This window comes from Streptomyces clavifer, assembly GCF_036345975.1.
Taxonomy (GTDB): Bacteria; Actinomycetota; Actinomycetes; order Streptomycetales; family Streptomycetaceae; genus Streptomyces; species Streptomyces clavifer.
In genome coordinates this window covers 5,136,277-5,158,994 of record NZ_CP107793.1, presented here as the reverse complement: position 1 = coordinate 5,158,994, position 22,718 = coordinate 5,136,277, and the positions used below count along the sequence as shown (strand labels likewise).

22 protein-coding genes are annotated in these 22,718 nt (G+C 70.0%); 5 read left to right on the top strand and 17 right to left on the bottom strand.

Annotated features, from left to right (window positions below):
- Nucleotides 1-23 precede the first annotated feature (23 nt).
- A complete protein-coding gene (locus tag OG927_RS22775) occupies nucleotides 24-416 on the bottom strand; it encodes an SCO5389 family protein (protein WP_030916014.1) in 393 nt (130 codons plus the stop codon).
- Between the two features lie 261 nt (nucleotides 417-677).
- Between OG927_RS22775 and nucS the strand changes: the two genes are divergently transcribed.
- Nucleotides 678-1,349 (top strand): endonuclease NucS, encoded by a 672-nt coding sequence (gene nucS / locus OG927_RS22770; RefSeq protein ID WP_056794382.1) that lies wholly within the window; start codon nucleotides 678-680, stop codon nucleotides 1,347-1,349.
- A 94-nt stretch (nucleotides 1,350-1,443) separates the two neighbouring features.
- Here nucS and OG927_RS22765 read toward each other — a convergent pair whose 3' ends face one another.
- The 3 genes from OG927_RS22765 to OG927_RS22755 form a co-directional block, all read right to left on the bottom strand.
- Nucleotides 1,444-3,909, bottom strand: a complete 2,466-nt coding sequence (locus tag OG927_RS22765) for an ATP-binding protein (protein ID WP_319100318.1) — start codon at nucleotides 3,907-3,909, stop codon at nucleotides 1,444-1,446.
- A 215-nt stretch (nucleotides 3,910-4,124) separates the two neighbouring features.
- On the bottom strand, nucleotides 4,125-4,448 hold the full coding sequence (locus OG927_RS22760; protein ID WP_056794376.1) for an STAS domain-containing protein: 324 nt from the start codon (nucleotides 4,446-4,448) through the stop codon (nucleotides 4,125-4,127).
- Between the two features lie 246 nt (nucleotides 4,449-4,694).
- Nucleotides 4,695-5,543: a 3-hydroxyacyl-CoA dehydrogenase family protein gene (locus OG927_RS22755; RefSeq protein ID WP_056794374.1), complete on the bottom strand. Its 849-nt coding sequence runs from the start codon at nucleotides 5,541-5,543 to the stop codon at nucleotides 4,695-4,697.
- Between the two features lie 324 nt (nucleotides 5,544-5,867).
- Between OG927_RS22755 and OG927_RS22750 the strand changes: the two genes are divergently transcribed.
- Nucleotides 5,868-6,440, top strand: coding sequence for a cob(I)yrinic acid a,c-diamide adenosyltransferase (locus OG927_RS22750; RefSeq protein ID WP_319100321.1), 573 nt, complete (start codon nucleotides 5,868-5,870; stop codon nucleotides 6,438-6,440).
- A 45-nt stretch (nucleotides 6,441-6,485) separates the two neighbouring features.
- Here the strand turns inward: OG927_RS22750 and OG927_RS22745 are convergent, their stop codons facing one another.
- Complete coding sequence (locus OG927_RS22745) at nucleotides 6,486-7,043, bottom strand: hypothetical protein (RefSeq protein ID WP_056794371.1); 558 nt, start codon at nucleotides 7,041-7,043, stop codon at nucleotides 6,486-6,488.
- Between the two features lie 150 nt (nucleotides 7,044-7,193).
- On the opposite strand from OG927_RS22745, the gene OG927_RS22740 reads away from it, so the two are divergent.
- The 3 genes from OG927_RS22740 to OG927_RS22730 all read left to right on the top strand — a co-directional run bounded on the left by OG927_RS22740 (nucleotide 7,194) and on the right by OG927_RS22730 (nucleotide 11,081).
- Nucleotides 7,194-8,390 (top strand): sensor histidine kinase, encoded by a 1,197-nt coding sequence (locus OG927_RS22740; protein ID WP_056794369.1) that lies wholly within the window; start codon nucleotides 7,194-7,196, stop codon nucleotides 8,388-8,390.
- Nucleotides 8,387-9,028 (top strand): response regulator, encoded by a 642-nt coding sequence (locus tag OG927_RS22735; protein ID WP_056794366.1) that lies wholly within the window; start codon nucleotides 8,387-8,389, stop codon nucleotides 9,026-9,028. The genes OG927_RS22740 and OG927_RS22735 overlap by 4 nt, the downstream gene beginning before the upstream one ends.
- 172 nt (nucleotides 9,029-9,200) lie before the next feature.
- Nucleotides 9,201-11,081, top strand: a complete 1,881-nt coding sequence (locus tag OG927_RS22730; RefSeq protein ID WP_056794365.1) for a glycoside hydrolase family 18 chitinase — start codon at nucleotides 9,201-9,203, stop codon at nucleotides 11,079-11,081.
- A 154-nt stretch (nucleotides 11,082-11,235) separates the two neighbouring features.
- On the opposite strand, the gene OG927_RS22725 is transcribed toward OG927_RS22730, so the two are convergent.
- The 12 genes from OG927_RS22725 to OG927_RS22670 all read right to left on the bottom strand — a co-directional run bounded on the left by OG927_RS22725 (nucleotide 11,236) and on the right by OG927_RS22670 (nucleotide 22,638).
- Nucleotides 11,236-11,682: a DUF2550 domain-containing protein gene (locus OG927_RS22725; protein WP_056794362.1), complete on the bottom strand. Its 447-nt coding sequence runs from the start codon at nucleotides 11,680-11,682 to the stop codon at nucleotides 11,236-11,238.
- A gap of 142 nt (nucleotides 11,683-11,824) precedes the next feature.
- Complete coding sequence (locus tag OG927_RS22720; RefSeq protein ID WP_056794360.1) at nucleotides 11,825-12,199, bottom strand: F0F1 ATP synthase subunit epsilon; 375 nt, start codon at nucleotides 12,197-12,199, stop codon at nucleotides 11,825-11,827.
- 109 nt (nucleotides 12,200-12,308) lie between these two features.
- Nucleotides 12,309-13,751: a F0F1 ATP synthase subunit beta gene (gene atpD / locus OG927_RS22715; protein ID WP_056794358.1), complete on the bottom strand. Its 1,443-nt coding sequence runs from the start codon at nucleotides 13,749-13,751 to the stop codon at nucleotides 12,309-12,311.
- Nucleotides 13,751-14,668, bottom strand: coding sequence for a F0F1 ATP synthase subunit gamma (locus OG927_RS22710; protein ID WP_056794357.1), 918 nt, complete (start codon nucleotides 14,666-14,668; stop codon nucleotides 13,751-13,753). Before OG927_RS22710 ends, atpD begins: the two co-directional genes overlap by 1 nt.
- Before the next feature lie 3 nt (nucleotides 14,669-14,671).
- Complete coding sequence (gene atpA, locus OG927_RS22705) at nucleotides 14,672-16,243, bottom strand: F0F1 ATP synthase subunit alpha (protein ID WP_056794353.1); 1,572 nt, start codon at nucleotides 16,241-16,243, stop codon at nucleotides 14,672-14,674.
- A gap of 145 nt (nucleotides 16,244-16,388) precedes the next feature.
- A complete protein-coding gene (locus OG927_RS22700; RefSeq protein ID WP_056794351.1) occupies nucleotides 16,389-17,204 on the bottom strand; it encodes a F0F1 ATP synthase subunit delta in 816 nt (271 codons plus the stop codon).
- On the bottom strand, nucleotides 17,201-17,737 hold the full coding sequence (locus OG927_RS22695) for a F0F1 ATP synthase subunit B (protein WP_056794348.1): 537 nt from the start codon (nucleotides 17,735-17,737) through the stop codon (nucleotides 17,201-17,203). Before OG927_RS22695 ends, OG927_RS22700 begins: the two co-directional genes overlap by 4 nt.
- Before the next feature lie 40 nt (nucleotides 17,738-17,777).
- Nucleotides 17,778-18,008: an ATP synthase F0 subunit C gene (gene atpE, locus OG927_RS22690; RefSeq protein ID WP_056794346.1), complete on the bottom strand. Its 231-nt coding sequence runs from the start codon at nucleotides 18,006-18,008 to the stop codon at nucleotides 17,778-17,780.
- Between the two features lie 84 nt (nucleotides 18,009-18,092).
- On the bottom strand, nucleotides 18,093-18,920 hold the full coding sequence (atpB, locus tag OG927_RS22685; protein WP_056794828.1) for a F0F1 ATP synthase subunit A: 828 nt from the start codon (nucleotides 18,918-18,920) through the stop codon (nucleotides 18,093-18,095).
- A 250-nt stretch (nucleotides 18,921-19,170) separates the two neighbouring features.
- Nucleotides 19,171-19,677, bottom strand: coding sequence for a hypothetical protein (locus OG927_RS22680; RefSeq protein WP_241191745.1), 507 nt, complete (start codon nucleotides 19,675-19,677; stop codon nucleotides 19,171-19,173).
- A gap of 210 nt (nucleotides 19,678-19,887) precedes the next feature.
- A complete protein-coding gene (locus OG927_RS22675) occupies nucleotides 19,888-21,273 on the bottom strand; it encodes an MraY family glycosyltransferase (protein ID WP_330320693.1) in 1,386 nt (461 codons plus the stop codon).
- Nucleotides 21,274-21,357: 84 nt separating this feature from the next.
- On the bottom strand, nucleotides 21,358-22,638 hold the full coding sequence (locus OG927_RS22670; RefSeq protein WP_330320692.1) for a serine hydroxymethyltransferase: 1,281 nt from the start codon (nucleotides 22,636-22,638) through the stop codon (nucleotides 21,358-21,360).
- Between the last annotated feature and the right edge of the window lie 80 nt (nucleotides 22,639-22,718).

Here is a 22,718-nt window from a genome sequence, read left to right as displayed (position 1 = left end):
GCCCGAAGCGGCAGCAGAAGCGCTCAGCAGTCCCGGAGTTCGGGCGACTGGTTGAGCAACTGGCCTCTCACCGAGGTGAATCGGGCCAAGCGCTCGTCGACCGAGGCGTCCAGCGGGAACACCGCGACGCGGTGGCAGTTCTGGAATGCGAGACGCACTCCGAAGTGCCGCTGCAGCGCGCCGCGTATCGCATCACTCGCGAGCGCACGCAGCAGCTGACCACGTGCCTGCTCGTCCGGCGGCGGCGTCTGGTTGTCGGCGAACTCTCCGCCGTCGACCTTCAGCTGTGCCACCAGAGAGCTGATCATCTCCCATGCGAAGGGCAGGGAGGTCCGGACGCAGTCGACGAAGTCGGCTTCGTCGACCTCGCCTCGCTCGGCCTGTTCCAACAGGGCCGGTGAGACGTCGAGCGACATGGGTTCTCCTCTCGCGACCCCGGCAGGTGGCCGGGGCCTTACGGGCAGGGAAGGAGGACGGCGACGCTGTGTACACAGACGGCGACCTCCTGCTTCCACGGTAAGGGCGCAGTCCGGGCCGCACCAGGAGATTGGGAACACAACCGGCCAATAACGAACGGTCGCAAAGAGGGGCAAGCCAGCATGGTGTCCGTCAAGGGGCCCGGGGCACCCGGTCCGGGAATCGCGTGGGGGGCGGGTCGTCGAGTAGCGTTGCCGACCATGCGTCTCGTCATCGCCCGTTGCTCCGTCGACTACGCGGGCCGGCTCACCGCCCACCTGCCCTCAGCCCCCCGTCTGATCCTGGTGAAGGCGGACGGCAGCGTCTCGATCCACGCCGACGACCGGGCGTACAAACCCCTCAACTGGATGTCGCCGCCGTGCACCCTGAAGGAGGGCGCCGACGACAGCGAAGGCGTCTGGACCGTGGTGAACAAAGCGGGCGAGAAACTGATCATCACGATGGAGGAGGTCCTCCACGACTCGTCCCACGAGCTGGGCGTCGACCCGGGGCTGATCAAGGACGGTGTGGAGGCGCACCTCCAGGAACTGCTCGCCGACCGGATCGAGACGATCGGCGAGGGGTACACCCTGATCCGCCGCGAGTACCCCACCGCGATCGGCCCGGTGGACATCCTGTGCCGGGACGCGGACGGGAGGACGGTGGCCGTGGAGCTGAAGCGGCGCGGTGACATCGACGGTGTGGAGCAGCTGACCCGCTACCTGGAACTGCTCAACCGGGATCCGCATCTGGCGCCGGTCAGGGGTGTGTTCGCCGCTCAGGAGATCAAGCCGCAGGCCCGTGTGCTGGCGACGGACCGCGGGATCGGGTGTCTGGTCCTGGACTACAACGCGATGCGGGGCATCGAGGACGACAAGCTGCGGCTGTTCTGACCCGCGGCGGCGGACCGGCCGGCTCCCCCGGCCCGCCGCGGACATGCGAAACCCCTCGACGGCCCGGATCCGGGCCGTCGAGGGGTTTCCGCGTTCAGGCCACCGGTGGGCCGTCCGAGCTCTCCGGGCCGGATCCCGTGGTGGTCGCCGAGGCGGTCGCCGACTCGGCCGGGCCGCTCGCCGAGTTGGAGGTCTCCGGCTCCGTCGTGGTCTCCGACGGCGACGGCTCCGTCGTGGTCTCCGTGGGCGACGGCTCCGTCGTGGTCTCCGTGGGCGTCGGGCGCGTGGGAGTCGGCTTCGTCGGCTTGCCCGTCGACGACGGGTCCCCGGAGGTCGGCCGGCTGCTGGGGCTGCCGCTCGACGGGGCACCCGACGTCGGGCTCGCATCGGGGCCCGACGTACCCGGGGAGGGGGTCTCGCTGCCCGACGGGGTGGCCCGGCCCGAGGTGCCCGGGGCCGGGGGCCCGCCGGGCTCGCCGCCACCGGAGGCGTCGTCGGTCGGCTCGTCCGCGGAGAGGCCGCTCTCGCTGTCGTCCTCGTCCGCCGACTGCTCCGTCGTGACGTTGCGGCCCTCGGGGTCCTCGCTGCCGGAGGTCGCGCCGAGCGTGACCACCGTGCCGAGTACGGCGGCCAGCAGCGCGCCCGCGCCCACGGCGACCATGTTGCGCCTGGCCCCCCGGAACACGGCCGCGCGACCGCCGAGGACGTGGGCGGCCCTCGCGGCGGGCACTCCCTGGCGGGAGACCAGGGTGGGCTGCTCCTCGGTCTGCCGGGGGAACAGCGGCATGGCCGCCGGTACGCCTCCGGGCGGCGGGGCCGGTTCCTCGTGGCGGGCCATCGGGACGAGCTCGCCGGACGGGGCGCGGCCGCCCGGCACCGGTCCGCCCGAGCGGTCCGCGACCAGGGCGAGTGCCCGGCGTCCGGCCACCGCGCCGGCCTTGTCGGCGAGCGCGCCGCGCATGCCGATGGAGGTCTCCAGCTCGGCCCTGGCCCGGTCCAGATTTCCGGCGCACAGAGCGAGGACGCCCAACTCGTGGTGGAAGTAGGCCTCTTCCGCCACCTCGCCGGCGATCCTGGCAGCCTCCTGGCCGGTCCTGAGGACCTTCTCCCAGGCGCCCCACTGGAGCCCCGCCGCGAAGGCGGGAGCGGCGCTGCGTGCCAGCAGGACGGCGGCGCTGGTCCGGCCGGCCTGGTCGCCCGGCACGAGGAGCGTCATCGAGGCGAGGACGGCGTCCGCCTCGGCGACCGCCCGCTCGGGGGTGACCGACGGGTGCCCGGACCACCAGGCGTAGTGCTGGGCGGCGGTGAGGGCGTGCGCCGCCGCGTCCGCCCCGTATCCGCTCGCCTCGAGCTGGGCCAGGACACCTGCGGCGAGCCGGTAGCGGGGGCCCGCCGGGGAGAGCAGGCCGCACAGGAACAGCTCACCCAGTGCGGCATCGGCATGGGTGTCCCCCACGAGCGCCGGCAGGTGCGCCTGGTGCGGCAGCTCGCCGCCGAGCGCGACGGCGAAGCGCAGGGTGTCACGGGCGGCTTCGCTCACCCGGGAGGCGAGCAGCGCCGCGGGCGCCGCTCCCTCGCCGAGGCTGGGCAGGGGCACGTCGGCCGGCCCGGGCTTGCCGAAGGGCGCGTCGGCCGCCTCGTCGTCGTAGCCGTCGAAGGCCTCCGGGTCGGTGCGCAGCTGGTCGCGCTGGCGCAGCAGGGCGCCGGCCTGGACGAAGCGCAGCGGGAGCCCTTCGGACTCGAACCAGAGGTCGCCCGCCCAGTTCGCCTCCTCGTCGGTGAGCGTGCGCTCCACGACGCGTTCCAGCAGTTCGATCGAGGAGCTGCGGCCGAGACCGGCGAGGAAGACCTCCTCGATGCCGGAGTCGGCGGTGGGAGCGGCCACGTCGGGGGTGGTCCCGAACAGGAAGGCGCACTCGGGCGTCGCGTCGAGCAGCTCCTGGAGCGCGGTGCCGCCGATCTCCAGGTCGTCGAGGACGACGACCGCGCCGATGCCGTGGACGAGGGCCAGGAGCCCTTCGCGGTCCGGCCGGTACAGCGGAGCCCGGTAGACGGCTTCGAAGAGCCCGTACAGCAGGTCCGTGGTGGTCCGCTTGTATCCCGAGAGCCGTACGACGCCGTCGGGCGCGAGGTCCGCGCAGTCGTCGCCGACGGCGTTCAGCAGGGCCGTGCGGCCCGAGCCCGCGGGGCCCGTGACCCGGACCGAGCGGCCCCGCGCCAGCAGCCGTACGAGCCGCTCACGCTCCTCCTGGCGCTCCAGGAGGGGCAGCGGCGGGCCGGGGGGCCCCGGAGGCACCGGAGGCGCGGTGGCGCGCTCACGCTCGGTGCGTTCCGCGGCGGTGTGCCGTACCGGCGCGGCGGGCCGCGCCCCGGGCCGGCAGGGCTCGATCTCGCTGCCGTCGACCGGATTCACGGTGAGTACGAAGTCGCCCGATATCAGCTGCACGGTGCGGGCCTGGTGCCCGTACTCGGGCGTCAGCGGATCGCGGGACTGGCGTCGCCGCCCGGCGTCCTCATCGGAACGGTCGTACTCTTCCGGTTCCCGGTTGGTCGGGTCCATCGTCAAAGTCCCCCAGACGCGTAGCGCACGGTTGTCCCTCCCGGCCTCGCACGCCCCGCTGTCGTTTCCGGTCCGGTGTCCGCCCAGTGGGTCCGTGATCGGCAGACGGCCGAACCCTAAACCTTCGCACAGTATCTACGAACCAGCGGGGGGCCGCGCCGCCCCGGACGTCACGGTCTCGTGAGGATTGTGAGTGAACTGCCGGTCGGTCGCCCTTATACGCGCGGCAGCGAGTCTGCGGCGATTCCACCCTCGATGGCCAGAATGCGGTGCAGCCGCGTGGCCACCAGCAGGCGCTGCATCTGCGGCGGCACACCGCGCAGCACCAGCCGCCGGCCGGCCCGGCCGGCCCTGCGGTGCGCGCCCATGATGACGCCGAGTCCGGTGGCGTCCCACGAGTCCAGCTCGGTCAGGTTCAGCACGAGGTCGTCGGCGCCGTCGTCGATGGCCGCGTGCAGAACCGTACGGGCGTCCGCCGCGCTTCGGACATCGAGGCGGCCCCCGACGACCAGCTCGGCGTGGTCGCCCCTGATGTGCATATGCGCTCCCCGGAAGTGCTCCGTAGCAATTCGGACGGTCTGTCTGGATCTCTTCTGCCTCTGCAACCACTGACTGCCGCAGCGACGGAGAAGTTGCCGCCTATGGGCGAACCGATACCGAATTCACCCTGAGGAGTGATAGAGGTCCGCGGGAACCGCTGGTCCGGGGCGCCTGGCGGCGTCGGACCCACCGGCCCCCGCGTACCCGGCCGACGGCGGGCCGGGCGCACGGGGACACGGAAGCGATCAGTAGGTGTAGAAGCCCTGCCCGCTCTTGCGTCCGATGTCACCTGCGTCGACCATCCGGCGCATCAGCTCGGGAGCGGCGAACTTCTCGTCCTGCGACTCGGTGTAGATGTTGCCCGTGGCGTGCAGCAGGATGTCGACGCCGGTCAGGTCCGCCGTGGCGAGGGGGCCCATGGCGTGGCCGAAGCCCAGCTTGCAGGCGGTGTCGATGTCCTCGGCCGAGGCGACGCCCGACTCGTACAGCTTGGCGGCCTCGACGACGAGCGCCGAGATCAGCCGGGTGGTGACGAAGCCCGCGACGTCGCGGTTGACGACGATGCAGGTCTTGCCCACGGACTCGGCGAACTCCCGTGCGGTGGCGAGGGTTTCGTCGCTGGTCTTGTAGCCGCGCACCAGCTCGCAGAGCTGCATCATCGGCACCGGCGAGAAGAAGTGCACGCCGACGACGCGCTCCGGGCGCTCCGTCACCGCCGCGATCTTGGTGATCGGGATGGCGGAGGTGTTGGAGGCGAGGACGGCGTCCTCCCGTACGACCTTGTCGAGCGTCCGGAAGATCTCGTGCTTGACCTCGAGCTTCTCGAACACCGCCTCGACGACGACGTCGGCGTCGGCCACGGCGTCGAGGTCGGTGGTCGTGGTGATGCGGGCGAGCGCGGCCTCGGCCTCGGACGCCTCCAGCCTGCCCTTGGAGACGAACCTGTCGTAGCTGGCCCTGATGCCGTCGCGGCCGCGGGTCAGGGCCTCGTCGGTGACGTCACGCAGCACGACGTCCCAGCCCGCCTGGGCGGAGACCTGCGCGATACCGGACCCCATGAGTCCGGCGCCGATGACGGCGAGCTTCCTGGCCACGTTGGCACCCCTATGCATTCTCGTCGGTTCTTCCACATGCTCTCCGGCGGAGATTAGTCGCCGTGAGGGGCACTGGGGCCTCGAAGAGATGCGCGTCACGTCTCACATGACGGACATCACACCCGCGGGCGTCACCCGGCGGCGTGCCGCGCGCAGTTGGGGGCCGTCCCGCCGGGAAGGCCCTCGCCGCCGCCGGGCGACGCCGAGCGCCGGCCGGACCTCCGCGCCGCCCGAGGACCGGCCGGCGCGGAGCCGGAGGACCCGCGTGCGCCGCGACGGGCACGCGGGTCCTCCGCGGGGCCGGAGCTTAACTACGCTGGCCCCATGGTCAATCTGACGCGCATCTACACCCGTACCGGCGACAAGGGCACGACCGCCCTCGGCGACATGAGCCGGACCGCCAAGACCGATCTGCGGATCTCGGCCTACGCCGACGCCAACGAGGCCAACGCCGTCATCGGCACGGCCGTCGCGCTCGGGAACCTCTCCGAGGACGTCGTGAAGGTCCTCGTCCGTGTGCAGAACGACCTGTTCGACGTGGGTGCGGACCTCTCCACGCCGGTGGTGGAGGACCCGGAGTACCCGCCGCTGCGGGTGGAGCAGTCCTACATCGACAAGCTGGAGGCGGACTGCGACACCTTCCTGGAGGAGCTGGAGAAGCTCCGCAGCTTCATCCTTCCGGGCGGGACGCCGGGGGCGGCCCTGCTGCACCAGGCCTGCACGGTGGTGCGGCGGGCGGAGCGGTCCACCTGGGCGGCGCTGGAGGTGCACGGGGACGTGATGAACGCGCTGACGGCGACGTACCTCAACCGCCTCTCCGACCTCCTGTTCATCCTCGCCCGGACGGCGAACAAGGAGGTCGGCGACGTGCTGTGGGTACCGGGCGGCGAGCGCTGAGCCAGGCGGCGCGTGACGGCGGGCCGGCCGGTGCGGGGCGCCGGCTCACCGGCCCGCCCCGACCCGGTCCTTGGGCTCCTGCTTGGGGAACAGCGTGTAGCCGGCGGCGATGACCAGGTTGATGCCGATCAGCCAGAGCATCTTCTGCTGCCACATCCGCAGCGAGCCGGTGTCGCCGTCCCCGCCGACGTACCAGACCGCGGCCTGCAGCAGGGCCGCGGCGGTCAGCGCGGCCACGATCCACCGGGCCGCGGTGCGCCATTCGTGTGCGGCCCGCGCCATCCCGTACTTCGGGGGCTTCACCGGCGGCGGCCCGCCGGCGAAGCGGTGGGCGACCCTGGCGTCGACCCACTTGACGGTGGAGTGGCCGAGTCCGACGGTGAAACCGATGTAGACGGCTGCCAGACCGTGCCTCAGGCCCGGCTCGGCGCCGTTCTTCAGATCGATGGCCGTCACCACCAGCAGCACGACCTCCAGCAGTGGCTCGCACAGCAGTACGGCAGCGCCCAGCCGCGGCTTCTTCGCGACGTACCGCAGTGCGAGTCCGGCGGCCAGCAGGACCCAGAAGCCGACCTCGCAGAGCACGATCAGAGTGACGATCACGGCATTCTTCCTTCCGTCCCTTCCAGGCTCCCGTCCACGGGCCGCCGGATCGTCGTCGGCAGTGACGAAACGGGACTGCATCCTTCGATGTAGCCGTGCCTCACTCCCCGTACGGACGTCCCGCGGCCGTCCGCCGTGTTGGATGGAAGGGTGTTCTCCCTTGCGCGCCCGCATCGCGACGACGTACTGCTCTCGGCCGCCGGGCTGGCCGGCGGTGTGATCCTCTGGCTGGTCGGCATCCACATCCAGAACGGCCGGCTGTTCGACAGCCCCTGGGTGTCCCTGCTGCCCCTCGCGGTGATGTCCGCGCTGGAACTGCTGCGCCGCAGCGCCCCGCAGACCGCCCTGGCCGTCGGCACGCTCGCGCTGGTGGCCGACCAGTTCACCGTGGGCAGCCTGGCGACCCTGCTGATGTTCACCGACCTCGTGTACGCCGCCGTGCTGTACGGGCGGCCCGCCGCGGCGCGCCGCATCCCGGTGATCGCCCTGCTGCTCACGGCCGCCACCACGGTCGTCTTCGCCGCCTGGATCCCGTCGGCGGACGCCCTGCTGATCGGCATCGTCACCGGCATGGTCTTCTTCGGGCCCTCCCTCACCGGTGCCAGTGTGCGCAACCATCGCGACGCGGCCGAGGCGGCCCGGCTGCGCGCCGACCAGACCGCGCTGCTGGCCGAGATGGACCGGGCCCAGGCGGTGACGGCCGAGCGGTCGCGGATGGCCCGCGAGTTGCACGACATGGTGGCCAACCACCTCTCCGCCATCGCCATCCACTCCACCGCCGCGCTCTCCATCGACGACCCCGACACCTCCCGGGAGGCCCTCGGGGTGATCCGGCGGAACAGTGTCGACGGGCTGGCCGAGATGCGGCGGCTGATCGGGCTGCTGCGGGAGAACGGTGCGGGCGGGCCGCCGAGAGCGGCACCGACCCTCGCCTCCCTGGACGCCCTCGTCGGACAGGCGGGCGCGAATTCCGCGGCCAGCGGGCTGACCGTCTCCCTGGCCGACAGCCGCGAGGAGACGGCGGCACTGCCGGCGCCGGTGGAGCTGGCGGCGTACCGCATCGTCCAGGAGTCCCTGACGAACGCGCTGAAGCATGCCGCGCCCGGGCCGGTGGCGGTGCGGCTGGGGCGGTCGGGGAACCTGCTGACGGTCGAGGTGAGCAGCGTGCTCGGCGACCGGGCCGGCCCGCGCGCACCGGGCTCGGGGGCCGGACTGGTGGGGATGCGGGAGCGGGTGGCCCTGCTCGGCGGGACGATCGGCGCGGGGCCCGTCTCCGGGGGCGACGGCACGGAGAGCTGGCTGGTGCGGGCGGAACTGCCCGTGGAGGAGAGGATTTCGAGGAGATGACGATCCGGGTACTGGTCGCCGAGGACCAGGCGGCCGTACGGGCGGGACTGGTGCTGATCCTGCGCAGCGCACCGGACATCGAGGTCGTGGGCGAGGCGGAGGACGGCGAGGCCGCCGTCCGCCTCGCCCGCGCGCTGCGCCCGGACGTCGTGCTGATGGATGTGCAGATGCCCCGGCTCGACGGGGTGTCGGCGACACGGCAGGTCGTGGCGGAAGGGCTGGCGGACGTGCTGGTGCTGACGACGTTCGATCTGGACGAGTACGTCTTCGGGGCGCTTCGCGCGGGTGCGGCGGGCTTCCTGCTGAAGCACACCGAAGCGCGCGATCTGCTGGAGGCGGTGCGCACGGTGGCGCGCGGCGAGGGCATGATCGCCCCCGCCGTGACGCGCCGGCTGATCGCGGAGTTCGCCGGGACCACGCCGGCGCGGACCGCCGATCCGGCGGTGCTGGAGGCCCTGACCCGGCGGGAGCGGGAGGTGCTGAGCTGCCTGGCCGAGGGGCTGTCGAACGCCGGGATCGCGGTGAGGCTCTCGATGGCGGAGGCCACGGTGAAGACGCACGTCAGCAGGCTGCTGGGGAAGCTGGAACTGCGCAGCAGGGTCCAAGCGGCGGTGCTGGCTCAGGAGTTGGGTCTCTGAAACAGGTCATGGACTTTGGTCTGGACCTCTTGACGATTGGTCCAGACCTTCCTAATCTCACCGGACACGCACGCTGCGGTGAGTACGCCATGACAAAGCGCGCTCAGGGCGACGCAGGGTTTGCAGTCCACGGACCACCCCCCGTTTGTCGGACCTCACCCGAGGAGCACCGTTGAGCACTGAAACCCCCCAACGCCGATCCGGACTCAGATGGAGACTCGGAGCCGGTGGGGCCACCAGATCCAAGGCGGTCGCGGGCTTCACCGCGCTGCTTCTGCCGCTCGCCGCGATGGTCGGACTCGCCTCCCCAGCCGAGGCAGCCACGTCGGCGACCGCCACCTATGTGAAGAAGTCCGACTGGGGCACCGGCTTCGAGGGGCAGTGGACGGTCAAGAACACCGGCACCACCGCCCTGTCCTCCTGGGCCATCGAGTGGGACTTCCCCTCCGGCACCGCGGTCGGCTCCGCCTGGGACGCCACCGTCACCAGCTCCGGTACCCACTGGACCGCCAAGAACCTCGGCTGGAACGGTACGGTCGCCCCCGGCGCCAGCGTCAGCTTCGGCTTCAACGGCACCGGTACCGGCTCCCCCACCGGCTGCAAGCTGAACGGCGCCTCCTGTGACGGCGGCAGCGTCCCCGGCGACAACGCCCCGTCCAAGCCCGGCACCCCCACCGCGAGCAACGTCACCGACACGTCGGCGAAGCTCACCTGGAGCGCCGCCACCGACGACAAGGGCATCAAGAACTACGACGTCCTGCGGGACGGTGCCAAGGTCGCGACCGTCACCACGACGACGTACACCGACACGGGTCTCACCAAGGGCACCGACTACTCCTACACGGTGCAGGCCCGCGACACCGCCGACCAGACCGGTCCGGTCAGCTCCTCGGTCGCGGTACGCACCACCGGCACCACCGACCCGGGCCCCGGCCCCGGTGGCAAGGTCAACCTCGGCTACTTCACCGAGTGGGGCGTCTACGGGCGCAACTACCACGTCAAGAACCTGGTGACGTCCGGTTCCGCCGCCAAGATCACACACATCAACTACGCGTTCGGCAACGTCCAGGGCGGCAAGTGCACCATCGGTGACGCCTACGCCGACTACGACAAGGCCTACACCGCCGACCAGTCGGTCGACGGCGTCGCCGACACCTGGGACCAGCCGCTGCGCGGCAACTTCAACCAGCTGCGCAAGCTCAAGGCGAAGTACCCGAACATCAAGGTCATCTGGTCCTTCGGCGGCTGGACCTGGTCCGGCGGCTTCGGTGCCGCGGCGCAGAACCCGGCCGCCTTCGCCCAGTCCTGCTACGACCTGGTCGAGGACCCCCGCTGGGCCGACGTGTTCGACGGCATCGACATCGACTGGGAGTACCCGAACGCCTGCGGCCTCACCTGCGACACCAGCGGCCCCGCCGCGCTGAAGAACCTCTCCTCCGCGCTGCGCACCAAGTTCGGGACGAACAACCTGGTCACGGCCGCGATCACCGCGGACGGCACCGACGGCGGCAAGATCGACGCCGCGGACTACGCGGGCGCCGCGACGTACTTCGACTGGTACAATGTGATGACCTACGACTTCTTCGGCGCCTGGGAGGCCAAGGGTCCGACGGCCCCGCACTCCCCGCTGACCTCGTACAGCGGCGTACCGAAGGAGGGCTTCAACTCCGCCGCGGCCATCGCCAAGCTGAAGGCCAAGGGCGTCCCGGCGAAGAAGCTGCTGCTCGGCATCGGCTTCTACGGCCGCGGCTGGACCGGCGTCACCCAGGCGGCACCGGGCGGCACGGCGACCGGAGCGGCCCAGGGCACGTACGAGGCGGGCATCGAGGACTACAAGGTCCTGAAGAACAGCTGCCCGGCCACCGGCACGGTCGCCGGCACCGCGTACGCGCACTGCGGCACCAACTGGTGGAGCTACGACACCCCGGCCACCATCACGTCCAAGATGGCCTGGGCGAACAACCAGGGCCTGGGAGGCGCGTTCTTCTGGGAGTTCAGCGGTGACACCGCGAACGGTGAGCTCGTGAGCGCCATGAACAGCGGACTCAACTAGAGCCTTACGGCCCGGATCGGGCACCGGGTCACGCCGGGCCGGCGTGACCCGGACGAGAGGCCGCGGATCCCCACGCGGCAGGCACGTCCCCGCACAAAGCGCCGGGGAGACGGGTACGCCCCCCGTCTCCCCGGTTTCGCACGTCTGCGGGCCCTCAGGCCACGTTCACCCGCTGGCCGGGCGGAGCCGCCTCCAGCCAGGCGAGGAAGCCGGTCAGGGCGTCCTCGCTCATCGCCAGCTCCAGGCGGATCCCCTGGTGGAGGCATCCGAGCACGACGGAGTCGGACAGGAGTGCCAGCTCCTCCTCGCCCTCGGGCAGCCGGCGGGCGACCACCTCGATGGCGGAGCGCTCCAGACCGCGGCGCGGGCGGGGCGCGTAGGAGAAGACCCGGAACCAGTCGACGCGGTCACCGCTGTAGCGGGCGACCCCGTACACCCAGCCCTTGCCGGACGGGTCCGGCTCCTGCGACACGTCCCAGCGCAGGCTGCAGTCGAAGGTTCCACCGGAACGCTGGATCAGCCGCCTGCGCAGACCGAAGACGAACAGACCCACCGCGACCAGTACGACGACCAGACCGCCGACCCACAAAGCGAGGACCATCTCCACCGACCTCCTCGCAACGTCGAGTAACGGATACCGAACCGAGCCGAACCGAACTGCACCTGCATCGCCTCAGCCGCGACACGGTCTGGATGATTCCAGCTCGGGCCGCGGCTGAGTAAAAAACACTTCGTGGGGTGCGCTAGTGCACCGCCACCGCACGCAGTCGCACGTCCGCGCGCCGCTCGGCGGCACCGTCCGTGTCCGACTTGGCACGCTCCAGCGCACGCTCGGCGCGCTGGACGTCGATCTCGACCGCGAGTTCAGCAATCTCCGCCAGCAGCGAGAGCTTGTTGTCCGCGAACGAGATGAATCCGCCGTGCACAGCGGCCACGACAGTGCGGCCGTCACCCGTACGGATCGTCACGGGGCCCGATTCCAGCACACCCAGGAGCGGCTGGTGACCGGGCATGACGCCGATGTCGCCCGACGTGGTACGTGCGACAACGAGGGTGGCCTCGCCGGACCAGACACTGCGGTCCGCGGCGACCAGCTCGACATGCAGCTCAGCAGCCAAGGGTGGCTCCTCGGGTCACCACCCGGCGGTCGTGCCGGGTGTCGGTTCAATTCTACGGGGCGTGGTGAGGGGGGTGGGACGCACCCACCCCCCTCGGTGAGCCGGAGGCTCAGGAGACGCCGAGCTCCTTGGCGTTGGCCTTGAGGTCCTCGATGCCACCGCACATGAAGAACGCCTGCTCGGGGAAGTGGTCGTAGTCCCCGTCGCAGATCGCGTTGAACGCGGTGATCGACTCGTCGAGCGGCACGTCCGAACCGTCCAGGCCGGTGAACTGCTTGGCGGCGTGGGTGTTCTGCGACAGGAAGCGCTCGACGCGACGGGCACGGTGGACAACGAGCTTGTCCTCCTCGCCCAGCTCGTCGATACCGAGGATCGCGATGATGTCCTGGAGGTCCTTGTACTTCTGCAGGATCCCCTTGACGCGGCTGGCCGTGTCGTAGTGGTCCTGCGCGATGTAGCGCGGGTCCAGGATGCGGGACGTGGAGTCCAGCGGGTCCACGGCCGGGTAGATGCCCTTCTCGGAGATCGGACGGGAGAGAACCGTCGTCGCGTCGAGGTGGGCGAACGTGGTGGCCGGGGCCGGGTCGGTCAGGTCGTCCGCGGGGACGTAGATCGCCTGCATCGAGGTGATCGAGTGACCACGCGTCGAGGTGATGCGCTCCTGGAGCACACCCATCTCGTCGGCCAGGGTCGGCTGGTAACCCACTGCGGACGGCATACGGCCGAGCAGCGTGGAGACCTCGGAACCGGCCTGCGTGAAGCGGAAGATGTTGTCGATGAAGAGCAGCACGTCCTGCTTCTGCACATCGCGGAAGTACTCCGCCATGGTCAGGGCGGACAGCGCGACCCGCAGACGGGTGCCCGGCGGCTCGTCCATCTGGCCGAAGACCAGCGCGGTCTTCTCCAGGACGCCCGACTCGGTCATCTCGTCGATGAGGTCGTTGCCCTCACGGGTGCGCTCGCCGACACCGGCGAACACCGACACACCGTCGTGCAGCTTCGCCACACGCATGATCATTTCCTGGATGAGGACCGTCTTGCCGACGCCCGCACCACCGAACAGACCGATCTTGCCGCCCTTGACGTACGGGGTCAGCAGGTCGACGACCTTCAGGCCGGTCTCGAACATCTCGGTCTTGGACTCGAGCTGGTCGAAGGCCGGGGCCTTGCGGTGGATCGGCCAGCGCTCGGTGATCTGCGCCTCGGCCTCGGGCTCGTTCAGGATCTGACCGAGGGTGTTGAACACCTTGCCCTTGGTGATGTCACCGACCGGCACCATGATGCCCTTGCCGGTGTCGGTCACCGGGGCCTGGCGGACCAGACCGTCGGTGGGCTGCATCGAGATCGCGCGGACCACGCCGTCACCCAGGTGCTGGGCGACCTCGAGGGTCAGCGTCTTACGAGCGCCGGCCTCGGCCGGGTCGTCGACCTCGACGTGCAGGGCGTTGTAGATCTCCGGCATCGCGTCGACGGGGAACTCCACGTCGACGACCGGGCCGATGACCCGGGCGACGCGGCCCGTGGCAACGGCCGTCTCAACTGTCGTCGTCATTACTTGTCACTCCCCGCGGACGCGTCGGCCAGCGCACCTGCACCGCCGACGATCTCGCTGATTTCCTGGGTGATTTCGGCCTGGCGGGCCGCGTTGGCAAGCCGGGAGAGGCTCTTGATCAGATCCCCGGCGTTGTCGGTCGCCGACTTCATCGCGCGGCGGCGGGCAGCGTGCTCGGAAGCGGCTGCCTGCAGCAGTGCGTTGTAGATGCGGCTCTCGACGTAGCGCGGCAGAAGGGCGTCGAGGACGTCCTCGGCCGACGGCTCGAAGTCGAACAGCGGAAGGATCTCGTCCTTCGCGCCGCTCTCCTCCACGACCTGGTCGAGCGAGAGCGGCAGCATCCGGCCGTCGACCGCGTTCTGCGTCATCATCGACACGAACTCGGTGTAGACGATGTGCAGCTCGTCGACGCCACCCTCGGCCGTGTCCTTCGTGATGGACTCGATCAGGGGCGCGGCGATCTTCTTGGCGTCCCCGTACTCCGGGCTGTCGGTGAAGCCGGTCCACGACTCCGCGACCTTGCGCTCACGGAACCCGTAGTAGGCGACACCCTTGCGGCCGACGATGTACGTGTCGACCTCCTTGCCCTCGGCAGCCAGCCGCTCCCGCAGCCGCTCCGCAGCCTTGATGGCGTTGGAGGAGTAGCCGCCGGCCAGACCGCGGTCGCTCGTGAGGAGCAGGACCGCGGCCCGCGCCGGGGCGTCGGCCTCGGTGGTGAGCGGGTGCTTGGTGGTGGAGCCGGTCGCCACCGCGGTCACCGCGCGGGTGAGCTCGGTCGCGTACGGCATCGACGCCGTCACCTTGCGCTGCGCCTTGACGATGCGCGAGGCGGCGATCATCTCCATCGCCTTGGTGATCTTCTTGGTCGCGGTGACGGCTTGGATGCGGCGCTTGTAAACGCGAAGCTGAGCGCCCATCGATCAGCCCTCGCCCAGGAGCTTGCCGTCCGAGGTCTCGAACTGCTGCTTGAAGGCGGCGATCGCGTCGGCGACCGACTGCAGCGTGTCGTCGGACATCTTGCCGCCCTCGGCGATGCCGGTCAGGAGGTCCTTGCGCTCACGGCGCAGGTACTCCAGCAGCTCACCCTCGAAGCGGCGGATGTCCTCGACCGGGACGTCGTCCATCTTGCCCGTGGTGCCGGCCCAGACGGAGACGACCTGCTCCTCCATCGGGAACGGGGCGTACTGCGGCTGCTTCAGCAGCTCGACCATGCGCTTGCCGCGCTCCAGCGACGCCTTGGAGGCCGCGTCCAGGTCGGAACCGAAGGCGGCGAAGGCCTCCAGCTCGCGGTACTGGGCGAGGTCCACGCGCAGACGGCCGGAAACCTGCTTCATGGCCTTGTGCTGGGCGGAGCCACCGACTCGGGAGACCGAGATACCGACGTTGAGCGCCGGACGCTGACCCGCGTTGAACAGGTCGGACTCCAGGAAGCACTGGCCGTCGGTGATGGAGATGACGTTGGTCGGGATGAACGCCGACACGTCGTTCGCCTTGGTCTCGACGATCGGGAGGCCCGTCATCGAACCGGCGCCCATGTCGTCGGAGAGCTTGGCGCAGCGCTCCAGCAGACGCGAGTGCAGGTAGAAGACGTCGCCCGGGTAGGCCTCTCGGCCCGGCGGACGGCGCAGCAGAAGCGACACGGCGCGGTAGGCGTCGGCCTGCTTCGAGAGGTCGTCGAAGATGATCAGGACGTGCTTGCCGTCGTACATCCAGTGCTGGCCGATGGCCGAACCGGTGTACGGCGCCAGGTACTTGAAGCCGGCCGGGTCGGACGCCGGGGCGGCGACGATGGTCGTGTACTCGAGCGCGCCGGCCTCTTCCAGGGCACCTCGCACGGAGGCGATGGTGGAACCCTTCTGACCGATGGCGACGTAGATGCAGCGCACCTGCTTGTTCACGTCGCCCGAGCGCCAGTTGTCGCGCTGGTTGATGATCGTGTCGACGGCCAGAGCGGTCTTACCCGTCTGACGGTCGCCGATGATCAGCTGACGCTGGCCACGGCCGATCGGCACCATGGCGTCGACGGCCTTGTAGCCGGTCTGCATCGGCTCGTGGACCGACTTGCGGACCATGACGCCGGGGGCCTGCAGCTCGAGGGCGCGACGGCCTTCGGTCGCGATCTCGCCGAGACCGTCGATCGGGTTGCCGAGCGGGTCGACGACGCGGCCGAGGTAACCCTCGCCGACGCCGACGGAGAGCACCTCACCGGTGCGCTGCACCGGCTGGCCCTCCTCGATTCCGCTGAACTCGCCGAGGACGATCGCACCGATCTCGCGCTCTTCGAGGTTGAGTGCGAGACCGAGGGTCCCGTCCTCGAACTTCAGCAGTTCGTTCGCCATGGCGGAGGGAAGACCCTCCACCTTCGCGATGCCGTCGCCGGCAACGCTGACCGTACCGACCTCCTCGCGCGAGGCCGCGTCCGGCTGGTACGACTGGACGAAGTTCTCCAGTGCGTCCCGGATCTCCTCCGGCCGGATCGTGAGCTCCGCCATCTGGGTTCCCTGCTCTCCTTGTTGGGCCCGAAGTTTCTAAGGGGGTCTGGGGGCGACCCCCAGGAATCTTCTGCAATTTCTGCACGGCCCAACCGGGCCGCAGTACTTGCTCGTTCAGTTGGTGCGGGTGCTGCGTCGGACGCTGTCAGCCGGCCATGCGCCGGGTCGCCTCGTCGAGACGGTCCGCGATCGTGCCGTTGATGACCTCGTCACCGACGCGCACCGAGATCCCGCCGAGGACCGCGGGGTCCACGTCAAGGTTCAGGTGCATCTGCCGGCCGTAGATCTTCGCCAGAGCTGCGCCGAGGCGCTGCTTCTGCCGGTCGGACAGCGGCACCGCCGAGGTGACGACGGCGACCGTCCGGTCCCGGCGCTCCGCGGCGAGCTTGGACAGGGACTCGAGTCCCGACTCCAGGCTACGTCCTCGGGGCTGGGTGACCAGGCGCACGATGAGCCGCTCGGTGACGGGCTGTGCCTTGCCGCCGAGCAGACTGCGAAGCAGCTCGCCCTTGGCGGCGGGGGTGGCCGCCCGCTCGGTGAGCGCGGAGCGCAGTTCCTTGGCGGAACCCACGATCCGGCCGAACCGGAACAGCTCGTCCTCGACGTCGTCGAGCGCGCCGCCGCGCTGCGCCGCGGTGAGGTCGGCGGTGTCCGCCAGCTCCTCGACCGAGTCGACCAGGTCACGCGAGTACGACCAGCGGGAACGGACCATGCCGGAGACCAGGTCCACGGCTTCGCCGCCCACCTGTCCGCCCAGCAGTCGCCCGGCCAGCTCGGCCTTGGACTCGCCACTGCGCGCGGGGTCGGTGAGGACCCGTCGCAGTGAGACCTCGCGGTGGAGCAGCGACGTGACGGAGGCGAGCTCCTCGGCGAGCTTCGCCGCGTCGACCGACGTGTTGTCGGTCAGCGCGTCGAGACGCTCACGTGCGGCAGCCAGTGCCTCGCGGCTCGCGCTGTTCATCGGACGGCCTCGGCCTTCGCCTCGAGCTCGTCGAGGAAACGGTCGACGGTGCCGCTCTGGCGGGCGTGGTCCTCGAGGGACTCGCCGACCAGCTTGCCGGCCAGGACGGTGGCGAGTGAGCCCACGTCCTGACGCAGTGCGGACGCCGCGGCCTTGCGGTCGGCCTCGATCTGGGTGTGGCCTGCGGCGATGATCTCCTCGCGCTGCCGCTGACCTTCCGCCCTCATCTCCTGGATGATGACAGCACCCTGCTCCTGCGCCTCCTGGCGCAGACGTGCGGCCTCGTGCCGGGCCTCGGCGAGCTGAGCCTTGTACTGCTCAAGAACGCTCTGGGCCTCGGTCTGGGCCGCATCGGCCTTCTCGATACCGCCTTCGATGGCCTCGCGACGCTCTTCCAGAACCTGGTTGATGTTCGGGAGGAGCTTCTTCGCGAAGACGAAGAAGACGATGGAGAAGCAGATCAGGCCGATGACGATCTCGGGCCACACCGGGAGCAGAGGGTTCTGCGCTTCCTCGGCTGCCAGGTACATCATGGTGGACCTTTCCGTCGAATCGGGCTACAGCCGCAAACGATCAGAGGATGAACGGAACGACGAAGCCGATGAGGGCAAGCGCCTCGACGACGGCGAAGCCGAGCAGCATGTTCTGGCGGATGAGGCCGGCGGCCTCGGGCTGGCGGGCGATGGCCTGCACACCGTTACCGAAGATGATGCCGATACCGATACCGGGGCCGATCGCGGCGAGGCCGTAACCGATGGTGCCGACGTTGCCTTCGATGGCCGCAAGGGTCTCAAGAGCAGACATGTCCTTGGTTCCTTCTCTTCATGGGCCGGTGGAGGTGTGTCCACCGGGCGTCTTGGGGTGGGGCGGAAAGAGGGCTTCGGGCTCTCAGTGCGCTTCTTCGAGCGCCTGGGAGAGGTACGTGGCGGTCAGCACGGTGAAGACGTACGCCTGGAGCGCCTGGATGAACAGCTCGAAGACCGTCAGGACCAGCGTCAGGACGAACGATGCGGAGGCGTAGACCGTGCCGAGCACGGTGCCGAGCATGTACCAGGTCGCGATCGTGAAGATGAGGATCAGGATGTGACCGGCGAACATGTTGGCGAAGAGTCGGACGGCGAGCGTGAAGGGCCGTACGAAGATGTTCGAGATGAACTCGATCGGCGTCAGGATGGCGTAGATCGGCTTCGGCAGGCCACTGGGCACGCAGAGGTTCCGGATACCACCGACGAAACCGTTCGTCCTGAAGGTCACCGTCATGTAGGTGACCCAGACGATCAGGGCCAGGCCGACCGGGTAGGCGATGATCGAGCTCGCCGGGAACTGCGCCAGCGGGATCACGGCCCAGAGGTTGAGCATCCAGACGAAGAAGAAGAGGGAGACCAGCAGGGGGACGAACGGCTCCCCCTTCTTGCCCATGATCTCGCGGGCGACACCGCGGTGCACGAAGTCGTAGAGGGTCTCCGCGACCATCTGCAGCTTGCCCGGCACCACCTTCGGCTTGGCGAAGGCGGCCCAGAAGAAACCCATGATGACAATGCTGCCGATGACGGCGAGCAGCATCGGCTTGTTGATCTCGACCGGTCCGACTGTGGCGATGGGTTCGAAGATGAACGACCACACGCTGGGAGCCGGGAAGCCGCACCCCTTGAAAAGGTGGCAATCGGTCTCGAAGGCGAGCAACTGGTCAGCACTCACCGCGAGCTCCTTCGATATGACGCATAGGTACGGCTTCCTCGATGTGTCGGCGTGGCACGCGGCCACGTAGCGGCACTGGACTGGATATCGCGGGAGGACGGCACGGCCGGCGCAACGCCAGGGCCGTCCGAAGAAAGGTGGTGAATACGCGGTGCTGTCCCGCACAGCATCCGCTGCTTCACACGACGCGCTCTCGAAGTCGGACGATAGCAGCCCTCGGACCGGGCCCTTATCCGACCCCTACCGAGGACGGGCGGGCAGCCGGACATCACGAACGATGCTCCGTTCCGGTCGAGGACTTGTCGGAATCGGGCACGACATAGGGGGTCTTGACCCGCATGTTCGACCTGGCTTGACCGGCGACCCACACGAGCACGCAGCCGAGCATCGTGATGCCGAACACCCGGCCGTCCATGAACGTCACATCCCGGAAGACCCGCAGGAGAAGCAGCAGCACCAGGATCTGCGTGGTGTACACGAGGAGGCCCGCGCCGAGGAACAGCTCGGGCATCCGCCGTCCCACCGCGCTCATCCCGTACAGGCCCGCGGCGAAGAACGCCAGGACCAGGACGGTACCGATGACCGCGCCGATGGCGCCGGCGGATCCCACCGTGACCGCGCCCACCACAACACCGATCAGACCGGCGCATGCTGTGGGAATCGCGGCGCCTCGGAGGATTCGGGCGTCGTTCGACTGCATGAATGCTTCTCCAGCAAGGGGGCAAAAAGACTTGGGGTGATCACTGATGAGCGTATCCGGAGGCGCGATGCGCACCGGTGCACGTCCATGACGCTACGGAATACCGAGCTCTCAGCTGACTCTCGTGAACGCTATCACAAACTATTTGATGAGGTCTTTACTCAAAAAGTGTGGCAGCCGTCACACGTGCGGCCTAATCTCCGCGCGTCTACGAGCAGTGTGCACGCGACGTGCTGTATGACCCCCCTGCGCGGGGCCGCGCAGGCGTGCCACGAGAGCCCTCCGTCAGCGTGGAGAACCCGCCTTCCGGCGGTCCGGGTGGTGCACGCTCGCTCCGATCGCGGTGGCCCCGTTGGCGCCGGAGACTCCCACGGCCACCGGGGCGCGCACGCCGTCGTCCGCCTCATCCCTCATCTGCCCCTCACGAGGCTCCTGTTGGGCCTGTGAGGGCTCCTGGAGGGCCTCCCCGCCTGCAGGCTCCCCCATCCGGCGCCGGCGCCGGTAGCGCGGCGGCACGAACGCCTCGGCCCACCGCGGGGCGCGCGGGGTGAACCGCGGCATCAGCAGCAGGATCAGGCCGACGGCGCTGAGCCCCACGATCACCAGGACGATCCACAGCGACGCCGAGTGCACGGAGTAGCCCACGGCGCCGAACGCGATCAGCGCGGACCAGAAGTACATGATCAGCACGGACCTGCTGTGCGAGTGCCCGATCTCCAGCAGCCGGTGGTGCAGGTGCCCGCGGTCGGCCGCGAACGGCGACTGGCCGTTCCAGGTGCGCCGCACGATCGCGAGCACCAGGTCGGCCGCCGGGATCGCGATGATCGTGAGCGGCAGCAGCAGCGGGATGAAGACCGGCAGCATCGCGTGGGTGGCCTCGCGCTCGCCGCCCTCGAAGATCTTCATCAGGTCCGGGTCGACCTGCCCGGTGACGGAGATCGCGCCCGCGGCCAGCACCAGGCCGATCAGCATCGACCCGGAGTCGCCCATGAAGATCCGGGCGGGGTGCATGTTGTGCGGCAGGAAGCCGAGGCACATGCCCATCAGGATCGCCGCGAAGAGCGTCGCGGGGGCCGCGGCCTCGATGCCGTACCCGTACCAGAGCCGGTAGGCGTACAGGAAGAACGCCGCGGAGGCGATGCAGACCATGCCGGACGCGAGACCGTCCAGGCCGTCCACGAAGTTGACCGCGTTGATCGTGATCACGACCAGCGCCACCGTCAGCAGCGTGCCCTGCCACTGGGTGAGGGCGACGGTGCCGACGCCGGGGATGGGCAGCCACAGGATCGTCAGACCCTGGATGACCATGACGGCGGCGGCGATCATCTGGCCGCCGAGCTTGATCAGGGCGTCCAGCTCGAACTTGTCGTCCAGGACGCCGATCAGCCAGATCAGGGCCGCGCCGGAGAGCAGGGCCCGTGGTTCGTTGGAGAGCTCGAAGACCCCGTTCAGGTTGAACAGGTGGTCCGCGACGATCAGCCCCGCGCACAGTCCGCCGAACATGGCGATGCCACCGAGCCGCGGTGTCGGTTCTCGGTGTACGTCACGCGCACGGATCGCGGGCATCGCCCCGATCGCGATGGCGAACTTCCGCACCGGTCCGGTCAGCAGATAGGTAACCGCTGCCGTGACACAGAGCGTCAGCAGGTAATCACGCACGGGCTGCCCCACAGAATTCGCCGGCCATCTCAGCCCCACACCCTAGTCTCATGAGCAAGGACACAAAGGTACGGGTGATGGTTGCACACCCTTCGCCTACCCCGGGTACGGCGGATTCCGCTCGGCCAGTTCGCGGACCTCTGTCCGCAGCCGCCCGGGGTCGCCCTCGTTCCTGACCGCCGCTCCGAACAGCGCGGCGATCCGTGCCATGTCGGCCTCGTCCATGCCCTGGGTGGTGACGGCAGCCGTGCCGAGCCGGATCCCGCGGGCGTCCCCGTACGGCAGGGCGCAGGTGTCCAGCACCATGCCGGCGGCCATCAGCCGCTCCCTGGCGGTGCGGCCGTCCACGCCGAGCGGTCCGGGGTCCGCGACGACGATGTGGGTGTCCGTACCGTCCGTGGTGACGTCGAAGCCCTCGGCCTCCAGTCCGGCCGCCAGGACGCGCGCGTGGGCGACCACCTGGTGGGCGTACAGCGCGAAGGCCGGGGTCGCCGCCTCGCCGAACGCGACGGCCTTCGCCGCGACGGTGTGCATCTGGGCGCCGCCCTGGGTGAACGGGAACACCGCGCGGTCGATCCGCTCCGCCAGCTCGACGCCGCACAGGATCATGCCGCCGCGCGGCCCGCGCAGCACCTTGTGCGTCGTCGCGCACACCACGTCCGCGTACGGGACGGGGCTGGGCGCCGCTCCCCCGGCGATCAGGCCCATGGGGTGGGCGGCGTCGGCGATCAGATAGGCGCCCACCTCGTCGGCGATGGCGCGGAACGTCTCGTAGTCCGGGTGCCGGGGGTAGGAGATGGAGCCGCAGACGATCGCCTTGGGCCGGCGGGCGCGGGCCAGGGCGCGCACCTGGTCGGGGTCGATGAGCCCGCTGTCGGGGTCGACGCCGTAGCCGACGAACTCGAACCAGCGCCCGGAGAAGTTCCCCGGAGCGCCGTGGGTGAGGTGTCCGCCGTACGGGAGCCCCATGGCGAGCACCGTGTCGCCGGGGCGCAGCAGGGCGGCGTAGGCGGCGAGGACGGCGGAGGAGCCGGAGTGCGGCTGCACGTTGGCGTGTTCGGCGCCGAACAGCGCCATGGCCCGCCGGACCGCGATGCGTTCGGCCGCGTCGGCGTGCTCGCAGCCGCCGTGGTGGCGGGCGCCGGGGTAGCCCTCGGCGTACTTGTTCGCGAGGGGCGAGCCGAGGGCGGCGAGGACCGCGGGCGAGGTGAAGTTCTCGGCGGCGATGAGCTGCAGCGTGCTCGACTGGCGGCCGGCCTCGGCCGTCAGGACGCCGGCGATCTCCGGGTCCTGGCGCAGCAGGGCGCCGAAGTCCTGGGGCATGGCGGCGTCGGGGGAAGGGACGGCTGCGGGCGCGGCTGGAGTGGTGACCGGCATCTGACGGCTCCGGGCCTGGGGAGGGGTGCGTGCGCTGGTGTCAGCACCAATGTAGGCCCGCACCGCGCGCCCTGCCCGCT